We start from the raw sequence: 12,323 nt of genomic DNA on the forward strand, positions 1-12,323 counted from the left end.
ATTCCCTAACCGCCGCTTGGAGGTATCCCATGATCATTCTTGCTTATATCGCCGGTCTCATCGTCTTCGTGGCACTCGATGCCGTTTGGCTCACCCTCACTGGCCCAAGCTATCGGGCGGTGCTGGGGGATATGCTGGCGCCCAGCATCCGGATCGTTCCGGCAGTGCTGTTCTACCTCGTCGATATGCTCGGCATCATGATCTTTGTGGCGCGGCCGGGCGTGCCGAACGGCATCGTCTGGGTGCTGACCTACGGCGCGCTCTTCGGTCTTTTCACTTACGCGACCTATGATTTGACAAACTTTGCTATTCTCAAGAACTGGAACATCGGCATTACCGTCGCCGATATTCTCTGGGGATCGGTGCTCTCCTCTGCTGTCTCGACAGCCGCCTGGGCCGTGCTGCGCCGGACGCTTTAAGTGCCCATGACGCGACAGCCCGTGCTGCGGTTTATTCTGGGCGATCAGCTGTCCCGAGCGATTGCGTCCCTGCGTGACGCGGATGCGGCACGTGACGTCGTGTTGATGGCGGAAGTTGCGGACGAGACGGTCTATGTGCCGCATCACCCCAAGAAGATCGCCTTCCTCTTCTCGGCCATGCGCCATTTCGCGGCGGAACTGCGCGCCGAGGGCTTCACCGTCGATTACGTGACCTTGGACGACCCCGCCAATACCGGCGCCTTCGGCACGGAACTCGCGCGCGCGGTGTCGCGTCACAGAGCTGCTTCTGTCGTGGTCACGCATCCCGGCGAATGGCGCGTCCTGGATGCGATGCAAATGTGGGAAGAGACTGCCGGCGTTCCGGTGGAGATCCGCGAGGATGACCGGTTCCTGTGTCCGCTGCCGCGCTTTCGCCAATGGGCGGAGGGCAAACGCCAACCGCGCATGGAATTCTTCTATCGGGAGATGCGGCGCGCAACAGGCTTGCTGATGGATGCCGATGGTGAGCCTGCCGGTGGGCGCTGGAACTTCGACGCGGATAACCGGAAGCCGGTGCCGAAGCAGCTTGATATGCCACCTGCTTTTTTCGTGACCCCAGATGCGATGACTCAGCAGGTTCTGGCCCTGGTCGGCGCCCGCTTCCCCGACAATTTCGGCACGCTGGACGGTTTCGATTATGCGGTGACGGCGTCTGATGCACGGCGCGCTCTGGCGCATTTCGTCACCCATGCGCTGGCTTCCTTCGGCGACTACCAAGACGCGATGCGGCAGGGCGAGGACCGGCTGTTTCACTCCGTTTTGTCGCCCTACCTCAATGCCGGCCTGCTCGACCCCCGCACTGTTTGCGATGCGGCGGAAACGGCTTGGCGAGACGGGCTGGCACCGCTCAACGCCGTGGAGGGATTCATTCGCCAGATCCTGGGCTGGCGCGAATATATCCGTGGTCTCTATTGGCTGAAGATGCCCGATTACGCCCAAACCAATCGGCTCGGCGCCGATCGCGCTTTGCCGGGACTCTATTGGGGCGCGCCGACCGACATGAACTGCCTTAGCCAATGCGTCGATCAGACACGACGGCTGGCGCATGCGCATCACATTCAGCGCCTGATGGTGACGGGAAACTTTGCTCTGCTGATCGGTGCCCTCCCGTCTGAGGTAGAGGCCTGGTATCTCGCCGTCTATATCGACGCCTATGAATGGGTGGAATTGCCCAATGTCCACGGCATGATTCTTTATGCCGACGGCGGTTATCTGGCATCGAAACCCTATGCCGCGAGCGGCAAATATATAGACCGCATGTCGGACTACTGCCGTCATTGCCGCTACGACGTGAAGCAGAGTTTGGGGCCGGATGCCTGTCCCTTCAACTTTCTCTATTGGAACTTCATCATCGAGAAGGCACCTGAATTGCGCGGCAATCATAGGATGGCGATGATATATGCATCGCTCGGCCGGATGGAGGGCGCAAAGCAGGCGGCCATCCAAACGCAGGCCAGTGATTTCCTCGCTGCGCTGACAACAGAGTATTGAGAGGCAGACCTAAGATGCCCGATCTCGTTCCGATTGGCGTTCCCGTCACCGACCTGCGCCCGACGCAGATGACGCTGGGTTTTCGCGAAGTGGAGATCAAGCGGCGCGCCTGGCGGGATGCCGACATCGCGGGCCGCACCAAGATGCTCAGAAGCCATGCCGTGCCGGCCGTCATCGGACCCAAGGGCCGGCATTACATCGTCGATCACCACCACTTCGCGAAGGCGCTTCTGGACGAGAAGGCGCCCCTCGTCGCGGTCTATGTGATTGCCGACCTCGAAGACGTCGACAAGGACGAGTTCTGGAGCTTTCTGGATAACAACAGTTGGTGTCATGCTTATGACGCGTCGGGCAAGCGCCGCGACCTGTCCGAGATCCCCAAAAGCCTCACGGACCTCACCGACGATCCGTTTCGCAGTCTCGTTGGCGAACTGATCCGCGCCGGCGGTCTCGCCAAAAATGCACGTCCCTTCTTCGAGTTCACCTGGGCGGATTTCCTACGCCGCCGCATCAAGCTGGAGCTTGTCGAGAAGGATTTTGGCACCGCTTTGGTGAAGGCGCTCGACCTTGCCAAAAGCATGGAGGCCAAGAACCTGCCCGGCTGGTCCGGCGCCGAGCCCTCTGCGGATTAATCGCGCACGATGATCAAGTGGGAGACGCCCTCATACTACCATCGTCATCCACGGGCTTGACCCGTGGACCTACCCCGCGTGGCGCCTGCACCTTGTTTGGGCGCCTGAACGGGTAGGCCCGCGCATCAAGTGCGCGGGTGACGATTCTACAAAGAGTCACGCATCCGTCTTGAAGCGATACACCGTGCTCGACCGAAAACTATGCCCAGGTAGCAGCACCGTGGTCGGGAAATGCGGCTGATTCGGCGAGTCCGGAAAATGCTGCGTCTCGAAACAGAAGCCATCGGCTTGGCGATAGGCGACGCCCGCCGTGCCGGCGGTGCCGCCACCGAGATAATTGCCAGTGTAGAACTGCACACCGGGCTCGGTCGTGTCGACTTCCATGATGCGCCCGCTGATCGGGTCATAAGCCGTGGCTGCCCGCGTCATCGTATGCGGCGAAGGCTGGTTGAGCACCCAATTGTGGTCGTAGCCGCGCTGCTTCAGGATTTGCGGATGCGCCGAACGAATGCCGGCCGCGATCGGCTTCGCCTGCCGTAGATCGAGGGGCGTGCCATCCACCGGGGCGATCTCCCCGGTCGGAATGCCGCCATTGTCCACCGGCGTATAGAGATCCGCGTTGATGCTGACGATCTGGTCGAGCACCGACCCCTGGTCGTTGCCGGCCAGGTTGAAATAGGCATGGTTGGTGAGGTTGATCACCGTCTCCGCCGTCGTCTCGGCACGATAGTCGATGCGAAACTCGTTCTCGTCATTCAGGCTATAGACGACCTCGACCTTCAGCATGCCGGGGAAGCCCTCGTCGCCGTCCGGGCTGACATGGGAAAGGACGGCGGACAGGGCGTGGCCGCTCTGTGCAGATTTCACTGACCAAATCGCGCGGTCGAAGCCCTTCAACCCGCCATGCAGCGTATTCGGGCCGTCATTGGCGGCCAAGGGATAGGTTTTGCCACCGAGCACGAAGGACGCACCGCCGATGCGATTGGCAAAGCGGCCGATCAAGGCTCCGAAATGACCCGGATTGACCTCGTATCCCGCCATATCCGCTTGATCGAGTGTGACATTTGCAAAACGCCCCTGCCGATCCGCGACCAGCATGGTGGTCACGATGCCGCCGAGGTCGAGGAATCGCACTTCCAGGCCGCCGGCGTTGCGCATCCTGTATTCCGTCACCATCCGCCCGTCCGATAGGGTGCCGAAGGTCCGATGCGTGAGGCCGATTGTGTCGCCGTTCTGGTCCGTTCCCGTCTGTCCAAATCGCGTGCCATCGGTGGCGGTCATGGTGCGGCTCCTTCTTTTGTTGCGGCGAACCTACTGCCAGAGTGGCGCCAAGCCCAGCACCCACGGGGGGACGCCGCTTGGAAAATGAGGCGCCACAGAAGATCGCCCCGAGAAAGATCGTGCGGGGCCGCCGCGCGCAGAGACGCGGCGTCGAGGCCGAGGCACGGGTGGTGGCGGCACTTGCCGCCGCCGGTTGGGTCATCCTCGGCCAGCGCCTGCGCACCCTCGCGGGCGAGGTCGATATCGTCGCCGAGCGCGCTGGCTTGCTGACCCTGATCGAGGTCAAGGCGCGCGGAGACCTGGAGACGGCGGCCTATGCCCTGGGGGCGCGGCAACGCCGCCGACTGACCGCAGCCGCCGCAATTCTGCTCGGCGCCAATCCCGGCTGGGGCCTCGCGGGCGTGCGGTTCGATGTCTGGCTCGTGGACGCGCGGGGCGGCGTGCGGCATGTGCCGGACGCTTTTCGCGATGAAGGCTGAGGCTTTGGCGCCTGCGACCATCTGGGCTATGGGAGCGGCATGACGATTCCTGACCTTCCGCCTGACACCGCGCTCTTCCTCGATCTCGATGGCACGCTGCTCGATATCGCGCCGCGTCATGACCTCGTCTGGGTGGCGCCGGAACTGCCGGAGGTTTTGACCAGCCTGCGCACCTCCCTCGGGGGTGCTCTGGCCATCGTCAGCGGCCGGCCGCTTCACGATATCGTGTCATTTATGCCGATCGATGGCCTCTGCGCGGCCGCCGAGCACGGCGCCCGCATCCTTCTGCCCGATGGTGTGATCGAGGAGGATACCGGCGGCTTGATCTGGCGGGACGATTGGATCGCCAGGATCAAGGCCGCCTTGCCGCGCTGGCCGGGCGCCTTCCTGGAGGAGAAGACCGTCGGTCTGGTCATCCATTTTCGCCAGGCGCCGGTCTATGCCGCCGAGATCGAAGCCTTCATGCGGGCGTTGATCGTGCAAGCCGAGGGCGAGGCCGAGTTGCTGCCGGCCCTAATGGCCTTCGAAATCCGGCGCCGGGGCGTCGGCAAGGGCCATGTGGTGCGACGGCTGATGCGGGTCTCACCATTCCAAGGCCGCATCCCCATCTTCATCGGCGATGACGTGACAGATGAGGAAGGCATGGAGGCCGCAGAGGAGTTTGGTGGCTACGGCCTTCATGTCGCGCGCGTGTTCGGCGGTGAGCCTGCCCAGGTTCGGGCGTGGCTTGCGGCACAGGCGGTGCATTTGCGCGCCGTCCCCCCTTCGGAAGGATAGCATTTGTCGCGCCTCGTCATCGTCTCCAACCGCGTACAAATTCCGACCGAGAAGGCGCCGCGCGCCGGCGGCTTGGCCGTCGCGCTCGGCAGTGGATTGCAGCCCGGCACCTTGTGGTTCGGTTGGAGTGGCAAAAAGGGTCATTCGGTCGAGGGCAGGACCCCGACGCTGCATGATGCGCTCGGCGTCACCTATGCCACCGTCGATCTGACCGAAAAAGAATATCACGAGTTCTATGTCGGTTTTTCGAACGGCGCACTGTGGCCGCTGTTGCATTACCGGCTCGACTTCCTTGACTATCACCGCAACGAATATGCCGGCTATCGCGCCGTCAACGCCTATTTCGCGGATGCGCTGCTCCCGATCTTGAACGACGATGATCTAGTCTGGGTGCATGACTATCACCTGTTCACGATGGGGCAGGAGATGCGCGCGCGCGGGGCCAAGCACCGCATCGGCTTCTTCCTGCACATTCCCTTCGTCCCGCCGGAATTGCTGGATGCGCTGCCTTGCGGCATCGAACTGCTCAAGGCGCTATGTGCCTATGACGTCGTGGGCTTTCATACCGATGATCACAAGCACGCCTTTCTCGCCTGCATCACCGATATGCTGCATATCGTGCCGGACGCAGATGACAGCTTCGTCTATGAGGGCCGGCGCGTGAAGGCGATCAGCGATCCCATCGGCATCGACGCCGAGGAATTTGCGGCCACGGCGGCGCGTTCGGTGCGGGGCGCCGAGGTCAAGCGCATTCGTGAGAGTCTGTTCAGCCGCGCGCTGGTGATCGGTGCCGACCGTTTGGACTATTCCAAAGGCCTGCCCAACCGGTTTCGCGCCTTCGACCAGCTTTTGGAACGCTTTGACGAACATCGCGGCAAGGTCTCGATGCTTCAGGTCGCTGCGCGCTCGCGGGAAGATGTCGATCGCTATCAGCAGCTTCGCCGCACGCTTGATCGCCTGGTTGGCGATATTAACGGGCGCTATTCTGAATTCGATTGGATTCCCATCCGCTACATGACCCGCGCCCTCAGCCGCAAAAGCCTTGCCGGCTTCTACAGGGTTGCCCGTGTCGGTCTGGTCACACCGCTGCGTGACGGTATGAACTTGGTGGCGAAGGAATATGTCGCCGCGCAATCGAGCGCCGATCCGGGCGTGCTGATCCTGTCGCGTTTCGCGGGCGCCGCCGATGAATTGCGGGAGGCTTTGCTCGTCAATCCTTTCGACGCCGATGAGGTGGCGGAGGCGATCAATCAGGCGATCAATATGGAATTGCCCGAACGCAAGGAGCGTTGGCAGGCTTTGCGGGAGAAGGTCTGGGCGGGAACGCCGCAGAAGTTCACCGAAACCTTCCTCGTCGCTCTCAGGCCCTGAGGTCCGGCGATGGACGGTTCGGACGTGCGGATCGTGACCATCGCGGAGCGCCCGGATCTCGCGCGCCTCGTCGCATGGTGGCAGCAGGAGGCGTTCGGCAGCTATGGGCAGACCTTGGATGAGGCAACGGTCACAATTGAATCTCAGACCGCAGCGCGTGGGCCTGAGCAGGCCTTCGTGCTGCTCGCCGATGAAGAGCCTGCAGGCACCGCGAGTCTGACGCATCACGACCTTCATGAGGAATGGCCGCTGACGCCATGGCTCGCGAGTGTGTATGTGCAGCCGCAGTATCGTGGCCGAGGCTATGCCAGTCGCCTGGTGCGCTGCGTGGAAGATGAAGCCCGCACGGCCGGGGTGGGCCGCCTCTGGCTCTACACCGGATCATCGGAGGCTTTTTATGCGCGTCTCGGCTGGGTCACGGAGCGACTGACGTCCGACCGTGGTCGCACGGTCTGTTTGATGCGGCGGGAGTTGTTTTAGGCGGCGATCGGCGTTTGGCGGATGAGCGCAGCGTTATCCGCCGTCCACGCCTATGTCATCGCGCCGAGCTTGCCGAGCAGCCGGGCGTGGCTGCGCGCCGCACCCTCGAAACAACGCCATTCGAACTTCTCGTTCGGACTGTGGATTTGGTCGTCCTCCAGCCCAAAGCCCATCAGGATGGTGTCGAGGCCGAGCAGGCTCTTGAGAGAGCCAACCACGGGGATCGAACCGCCACAGCCCATCAACACCGGCGCCTTGCCGAACTCATCAGTCAGCGCCGCGATGGCGGCGGACATGAACGGACCCTCGGTCGGCACCGCGACACCGGGGTTTCCCCCGAATTCCTGGAGGGTGATCCGCGCGCCGGGCGGCGTGCGATCCGTGATGAACTCTCGCAGTCCCGCCAAGACCGTCTCAGGGTTTTGGCCCGGCACCAGTCGGAACGACAGTTTCGCATGCGCCTCGGAGGCGATGACCGTCTTGGCGCCGATGCCGGTATAGCCACCCCAGATGCCATTGAGGTCGGCCGTCGGCCGCGCCCATAGCTTCTCCAGCGCCGAGCGGCCGAGTTCCCCCGCACCCACGGAAAGGCCGATGCCGGCCAGCATGGCGGCTTCGTCGAAGCCCAAAGCCTCCCATTGCGCGGCCTGAGCCGGCGGCACTTCGGCCACGCCGTCATAAAAGCCGGGGATCTTCACGTGCCCCTCGGCGTCATGCAGATCGCCCAGGATGCGGGTAAGGGCGTTGATCGGGTTGAGCACGGCACCGCCATAGCTGCCGGAATGCAGGTCGCGAGAGGGGCCGACGAGGTCGATCTGCACATAGACCATGCCGCGCAACTGCGTGGTGATCGCGGGTGTGGCGATGTCCCACATATTGGTGTCGCTGATCAGCGCGATATCGGCTTTCAGCTCCGCCCGATGCTCGGCCATGAAATGGTCGAGGTTGGGGCCGCCGATCTCCTCCTCGCCTTCGATCAGCAGCGTGATGCGGATGGGCAGGCTGCCGGTCGCGAGATACCAGGCCCGACAGGCACAGAGGAAGGCCACGACCTCACCCTTATCGTCCACCGCGCCGCGCGCCACGATGCGCGGGCCGTGAGGCCCCTCGACCATCTGTGGCTCGAACGGCGGGCTCGTCCACAGTTCCAGCGGGTCCGCCGGCTGCACATCGTAATGGCCGTAGAACAGCACATGTGGCACGGTTGCGCCCGTCGTGGCCGGGTCGGGGCCGGGGTAATAGCCCGTTACGATCGGGTGGCCCGGCGTTTCCCGCAGCGCCGTTTCAAAGCCGATGGCGGCAAATTCATGCACCAGCCAGCGGGCGGCGGCGGCGCAATCCGGGGCATGGGCCGGCTGCGCGCTGATGCTCGGAATACGAAGCAACTCGAACAGCCGGGCGCGGGCGTCATCCTGGCCGGTGTCGAGGCGGCGCAGCACCTCGGTGATCCGGTCTTCGGCGGTCATCATGCGCGCTGTCCTTTGAGCGTATGGGCGGGTCCTGAAGACGCGGCATAGGCCTTCAGGAACAAGCAAATCGCCCCCTGGACCACCCGCTCGATCTCGGCGCTCTCGGGCCGGTCGATTAGTCGCAGGCGCGACCGCATGACGATTTTTGTCTGGCACAGCGCGAAGAACTGCTCCGCCGCGAAGTCGGGGTCCGCCACGGCCAGACGGCCGCTGATCGTCTCGTCACGCAGCCAGTCAGCGAGGTAGTTCAACGCGCGCTGGGGGCCGGCCTCGAAGAAGGCGCGCGCCAATTCCGGGAACTGTGCGGCTTCGGACATCACCATGCGGTGAATCGCCTGCCGAAACGGCGACAACAGCATTTCCAGCACGGCGATCCCGACCCGATGGAGCGTCTCCTCGGGGTCGTTCGTCTGTGGGGCCACGGCGAGGATGGATTTGAGCGTCTGGTCGCAGCCGCCGGCGATGAAGGCACTGAACAGCGCCGCTTTGCTCGGAAAGTAATTGTAGAGCGTGCCCTTGGAGACGCCCACTTCCTTCGCGATCTGCGCCATGCTCGCGCCCTCATAGCCATCTCGCGCGAAAACCCGTCCAGCACCATCGATGATGGCGTTGCGCCGTTCGGGCGAGAGAGGGTCGGTCGGGGTCGGTTCGCTCTGTGTCAACTGCCGTCTTCCTGTCGCAGGTTTGACAATGGCGGCCTCGAACCTATCATACAAGCGGCTAACCGAACCGTTCGGTCAAAGCAGTGGCAGGAGCGGACACGGTGGTCCTAAAGCGCAGCGGCAACAATCGCCGGCTACTGGCGGTGGTTTCCAGGCCAATCCTATCCTCGGCGATTCTTCTTCTTGTGGCGGGCTGCACGGTCGGCCCGGACTTCAAGCAGCCGGCCTCGCCCTACAATCCTGTCTCCTGGTTCGCGGGCCGCCCCCATGCAGTCGCGGCCAGCCAGCCGGTGGCGCTGCCGATCGACGTCGCTTGGTGGGAAAGCTTCAATGACCCCGAGCTCAATTCCCTGGAACAGCGGGCGGCTGCCCAGAACCTCGATGTCGTCACAGCGACCATCCGGGTCGCGGAAGCCCGCTCGAACGCCGGCGTCGCGGCCTCCGCCTTCTTCCCGACCGTCAGCGGTCAGGCCGATGCCTTCGATGTCAAGCCGAGCAATGATCTCGGCCTTTCCAGCCTGACCGGCGGGTCGTCGAGTTCGAGCAGCAGCGGTAGCGGCAGCAGCGGCGGCAACATCGACCCGCTCCAGATCTACCAATACGGCTTCGACGCGAGCTGGACGCTCGACATTTGGGGCAAAGTTCGCCGCAGCGTCGAGGCTGGCAATGCCCAGCTTGAGGCCTCGGAGATCGACCGTCGTGGCGTGCTGACCCAGATCATTGCGGAAGTCGCCCGCGATTATGTCCAACTTCGCAACGCCCAGGCGCTGCTCCAGATCGCCCAGACCAACGTGAAGACGGCGCAGAACCTGCTGAACCTGACGCAGCAGCGCGCCGTGGCGGGCCTCACCAACGAACTCGATGTCGCGCAGGAACAGGCGCAGCTCATGACAACGGCGGCGACCGTGCCGCAGGCGCAGCAGCAGGTTGCGGCGCAGATCAATGCGCTCAGCCTTTTGTTGGGGGAGGGGCCGCGCGCCCTTCAGGCGGAGCTTGAGACGCCGGAGGTGGTGCCCCCGACGCCCGCCGCCATTCCGATCGGCCTGCCGTCCGAGCTTCTGCGGCGCCGTCCGGATGTCATGGAGGCCGAGGCCAAACTGCATGCCGCGACCGCCAATATCGGCGTGGCCATCGGCGCCTTCCTGCCGAAGTTCAACCTGCTCGGCATGTTCGATATCCAGTCCGGCTCGACGCAGGATCTGTTTAGCACCGCCGCGCGCACCTATATTCTCGGCGGCATGGTCTCGGTGCCGATCTTCGAGGGCGGCCAGCTTGTCGAGACGCTGCATCTACGCCGTGCGCAGCAGCATGAGGCGATGGTCAGTTACGACAAGACCGTGTTGCAGGCCTTCTCGGATGTCGATAACGCGCTCACGGCCTATGATGCGGAACAGCGGCGGCGCGCCGCGCTGCGCCAGTCCGTGGCGGCGAACGAAAAGGCGCTGGGTCTCGCGCAGCAGCGTTATACCGAGGGCATCGCGACTTATCTGGACGTGTTGACGGCCCAGCAGAATGTGTTGACGAGCCAGAGCAGCTACCAGAACAGCACGGCGGCCGTGTCGACGAATCTCGTCTCGCTCTATCTCGCGCTCGGCGGCGGTTGGGAGGCGACCTTCCCGACCCCAGCAAATGAGGGTCCGCCGAATGCCTCGGTCGGCCAGACGCTCAAGACGGCGATCACCCAGGGCAACGCGAGCTAAGTTGCCTCGCAAACCGTAGGGTGGAAAAGCGCAGCGTATTCCACCAATTCGGGCGCGACTAATTCGCTTCCGCACCCTGCGGCAAAGCTCCACCCGCCAGAGGTGCCAAAATCGGCCCGCAGGCCGCGGGGATCGCCGGGGGTTGCCCGCCGCTCGATGGAGGGGGCGGCCGGATGCTGCCGTCCGGCATGAACCACCAATCCAATGCCGCACCGCAGCCATTGCCGGCCGGAACGGCGGCTTGATCGACGCAGTCAGGCTGGCCGGGTGGACAGGCGAAATGCAAATGCATATGGGCGCGGTGTCCCCACCAGGGTCGCACCCGCCGCAGCCAAGACGTATCGCCCGTCGCCGCCTCGCACAGCTGGCGCTTGATCACTGGATTGACCAGAAGGCGATCGAGGCCGGGCAGCGCCGTTGCCATATGGATCAGCGTCATCGTCGCGCGCGACCATTGCGCGGGATCAACCTGGGTACTGCCGGCTGGGACGATCGCCGGGGGCGCCAGCCCGTTGCGCTGCGCCAGCGTCAGCGCCGGCTTGGGCTGCGTATCGAGATAGATATCGACATCGAGGCCGCGTTGATGGGCGACATGGCCGCCCGACAGGGGGCCGCCGCGCGGGCCTGACAGATCGCCCACGTAAAGATCGGGCAGACCGGCGCGCTGCGCCTCCGCGGCCAGCGTTTCGATGCCGCGCAACGTCACCGGCGCGCCCCAGAAGCTGCTCTGGCTGGCGCGAATGACCTCGTAGCCGGGTCCCTGCGGCGGGAGGGCACGGGCTCCGACGATGCAGCCCGTGCCGGCGCCGATGATGCGCAGCGCGCCCGGCGCCGGTCCTACGGTGCCGGCGTAAGCGGGCGGTGCGAGCAGCGGCAGCAGCATGAGAAAGCGCAGACGCATGCAGACGAACCCTCAGAAGCGGCGGTCGTACACCGTGATGACATCACCCGGGGCGACCCGGTCGGCGGGGCCCACACGACCTTGGACGGTCGTCGTCTTGGTCGTGCGCACGATGCTCTCATAGGCTTTGATCGCCCGATAGGTATAGCCGCCGGCGAGGGACACGGCCGCCACCACGGTCATGCCGGGTTCATAGGGATATTGTCCTGGCCGCAGCACCTCCCCCAGAATGAAGATTGGGCGATAGGACGCGATCTCCACGGCGACGGAGGGGTCGTCCATCATGCCGCGCGTCTTCAGGCTGTCCGCGATTTCGGCGCCCAGGGTGCTGGCGGTGATGCCGCTGGCGGGCAGTGACCCGGCGAGCGGGAGCGCGATCTGGCCGTCATCCCCGATCGCGAAGACATCGCTGAGTTCCTTGTCACCATAGACGATGACACGCACCCGGTCGCCAGGCCCCAGCCGGTACAACGCCGTGCTCGCGGGGGGCGGCAAGGGCGGCAGGGTGGCGCCGGGCGCGGCGCAGCCGGTCAGCCAAAATCCCGTCATCACGCAGAGGGTTTTTCTCATAACGATTAATTAACAAAATTCGTGCAACGCG

The 12,323-nt window shown here is 64.1% G+C and carries 13 protein-coding genes; 8 read left to right on the forward strand and 5 right to left on the reverse strand.

What is annotated here, in order from left to right; all coding sequences use genetic code 11:
* Nucleotides 1-29: 29 nt before the first annotated feature.
* The 3 genes from QP803_RS05670 to QP803_RS05680 are packed head-to-tail and all read left to right on the forward strand — an operon-like array spanning nucleotide 30 to nucleotide 2,602.
* Nucleotides 30-419 (forward strand): DUF2177 family protein, encoded by a 390-nt coding sequence (locus QP803_RS05670; protein ID WP_284946790.1) that lies wholly within the window; start codon nucleotides 30-32, stop codon nucleotides 417-419.
* 6 nt (nucleotides 420-425) lie between these two features.
* Nucleotides 426-1,970 (forward strand): cryptochrome/photolyase family protein, encoded by a 1,545-nt coding sequence (locus QP803_RS05675; RefSeq protein ID WP_284946791.1) that lies wholly within the window; start codon nucleotides 426-428, stop codon nucleotides 1,968-1,970.
* Between the two features lie 14 nt (nucleotides 1,971-1,984).
* Nucleotides 1,985-2,602, forward strand: coding sequence for a ParB-like protein (locus tag QP803_RS05680; protein WP_284946792.1), 618 nt, complete (start codon nucleotides 1,985-1,987; stop codon nucleotides 2,600-2,602).
* 156 nt (nucleotides 2,603-2,758) lie between these two features.
* On the opposite strand, the gene QP803_RS05685 is transcribed toward QP803_RS05680, so the two are convergent.
* A complete protein-coding gene (locus QP803_RS05685) occupies nucleotides 2,759-3,883 on the reverse strand; it encodes an aldose epimerase family protein (protein ID WP_284946794.1) in 1,125 nt (374 codons plus the stop codon).
* Nucleotides 3,884-3,960: 77 nt separating this feature from the next.
* Between QP803_RS05685 and QP803_RS05690 the strand changes: the two genes are divergently transcribed.
* From QP803_RS05690 to QP803_RS05705, 4 genes are read left to right on the forward strand one after another with little or no spacing between them, the layout of a single operon-like run.
* On the forward strand, nucleotides 3,961-4,362 hold the full coding sequence (locus QP803_RS05690) for a YraN family protein (RefSeq protein ID WP_284946795.1): 402 nt from the start codon (nucleotides 3,961-3,963) through the stop codon (nucleotides 4,360-4,362).
* A 39-nt stretch (nucleotides 4,363-4,401) separates the two neighbouring features.
* Nucleotides 4,402-5,139, forward strand: a complete 738-nt coding sequence (gene otsB, locus QP803_RS05695; RefSeq protein ID WP_284946796.1) for a trehalose-phosphatase — start codon at nucleotides 4,402-4,404, stop codon at nucleotides 5,137-5,139.
* Between the two features lie 3 nt (nucleotides 5,140-5,142).
* Nucleotides 5,143-6,510, forward strand: a complete 1,368-nt coding sequence (locus QP803_RS05700) for an alpha,alpha-trehalose-phosphate synthase (UDP-forming) (RefSeq protein WP_284946797.1) — start codon at nucleotides 5,143-5,145, stop codon at nucleotides 6,508-6,510.
* Nucleotides 6,511-6,519: 9 nt separating this feature from the next.
* A complete protein-coding gene (locus QP803_RS05705) occupies nucleotides 6,520-6,990 on the forward strand; it encodes a GNAT family N-acetyltransferase (RefSeq protein ID WP_284946798.1) in 471 nt (156 codons plus the stop codon).
* 50 nt (nucleotides 6,991-7,040) lie between these two features.
* Here QP803_RS05705 and QP803_RS05710 read toward each other — a convergent pair whose 3' ends face one another.
* Nucleotides 7,041-8,456: a M20/M25/M40 family metallo-hydrolase gene (locus tag QP803_RS05710; protein ID WP_434082910.1), complete on the reverse strand. Its 1,416-nt coding sequence runs from the start codon at nucleotides 8,454-8,456 to the stop codon at nucleotides 7,041-7,043.
* Nucleotides 8,456-9,121: a TetR/AcrR family transcriptional regulator gene (locus QP803_RS05715; RefSeq protein WP_284946800.1), complete on the reverse strand. Its 666-nt coding sequence runs from the start codon at nucleotides 9,119-9,121 to the stop codon at nucleotides 8,456-8,458. The genes QP803_RS05710 and QP803_RS05715 overlap by 1 nt, the downstream gene beginning before the upstream one ends.
* Before the next feature lie 101 nt (nucleotides 9,122-9,222).
* Between QP803_RS05715 and QP803_RS05720 the strand changes: the two genes are divergently transcribed.
* Nucleotides 9,223-10,821 carry an efflux transporter outer membrane subunit gene (locus QP803_RS05720; RefSeq protein WP_284946802.1) on the forward strand — a complete coding sequence of 533 codons (1,599 nt, stop codon included), beginning with the start codon at nucleotides 9,223-9,225 and terminating at the stop codon, nucleotides 10,819-10,821.
* 58 nt (nucleotides 10,822-10,879) lie between these two features.
* Here QP803_RS05720 and QP803_RS05725 read toward each other — a convergent pair whose 3' ends face one another.
* Nucleotides 10,880-11,722 (reverse strand): penicillin-insensitive murein endopeptidase, encoded by an 843-nt coding sequence (locus QP803_RS05725; RefSeq protein ID WP_284946803.1) that lies wholly within the window; start codon nucleotides 11,720-11,722, stop codon nucleotides 10,880-10,882.
* Between the two features lie 12 nt (nucleotides 11,723-11,734).
* A complete protein-coding gene (locus QP803_RS05730) occupies nucleotides 11,735-12,292 on the reverse strand; it encodes a polysaccharide biosynthesis/export family protein (protein WP_284946805.1) in 558 nt (185 codons plus the stop codon).
* Between the last annotated feature and the right edge of the window lie 31 nt (nucleotides 12,293-12,323).

The sequence above is a fragment of the Acidisoma sp. PAMC 29798 genome (assembly GCF_030252425.1).
GTDB classification, from domain to species: domain Bacteria; phylum Pseudomonadota; class Alphaproteobacteria; order Acetobacterales; family Acetobacteraceae; genus Acidisoma; species Acidisoma cladoniae.

Excerpts from the sequence above, each read along its gene's own strand:
- QP803_RS05710 (WP_434082910.1), bottom strand. The coding sequence starts at position 8,456 with ATGACCGCCGAAGACCGGATCACCGAGGTGCTGCGCCGCCTCGACACC.
- otsB (WP_284946796.1), top strand. The coding sequence starts at position 4,402 with ATGACGATTCCTGACCTTCCGCCTGACACCGCGCTCTTCCTCGATCTC.
- QP803_RS05670 (WP_284946790.1), top strand. The coding sequence starts at position 30 with ATGATCATTCTTGCTTATATCGCCGGTCTCATCGTCTTCGTGGCACTC.
- QP803_RS05730 (WP_284946805.1), bottom strand. The coding sequence starts at position 12,292 with ATGAGAAAAACCCTCTGCGTGATGACGGGATTTTGGCTGACCGGCTGC.
- QP803_RS05705 (WP_284946798.1), top strand. The coding sequence starts at position 6,520 with ATGGACGGTTCGGACGTGCGGATCGTGACCATCGCGGAGCGCCCGGAT.
- QP803_RS05680 (WP_284946792.1), top strand. The coding sequence starts at position 1,985 with ATGCCCGATCTCGTTCCGATTGGCGTTCCCGTCACCGACCTGCGCCCG.
- QP803_RS05725 (WP_284946803.1), bottom strand. The coding sequence starts at position 11,722 with ATGCGTCTGCGCTTTCTCATGCTGCTGCCGCTGCTCGCACCGCCCGCT.
- QP803_RS05675 (WP_284946791.1), top strand. The coding sequence starts at position 426 with ATGACGCGACAGCCCGTGCTGCGGTTTATTCTGGGCGATCAGCTGTCC.
- QP803_RS05685 (WP_284946794.1), bottom strand. The coding sequence starts at position 3,883 with ATGACCGCCACCGATGGCACGCGATTTGGACAGACGGGAACGGACCAG.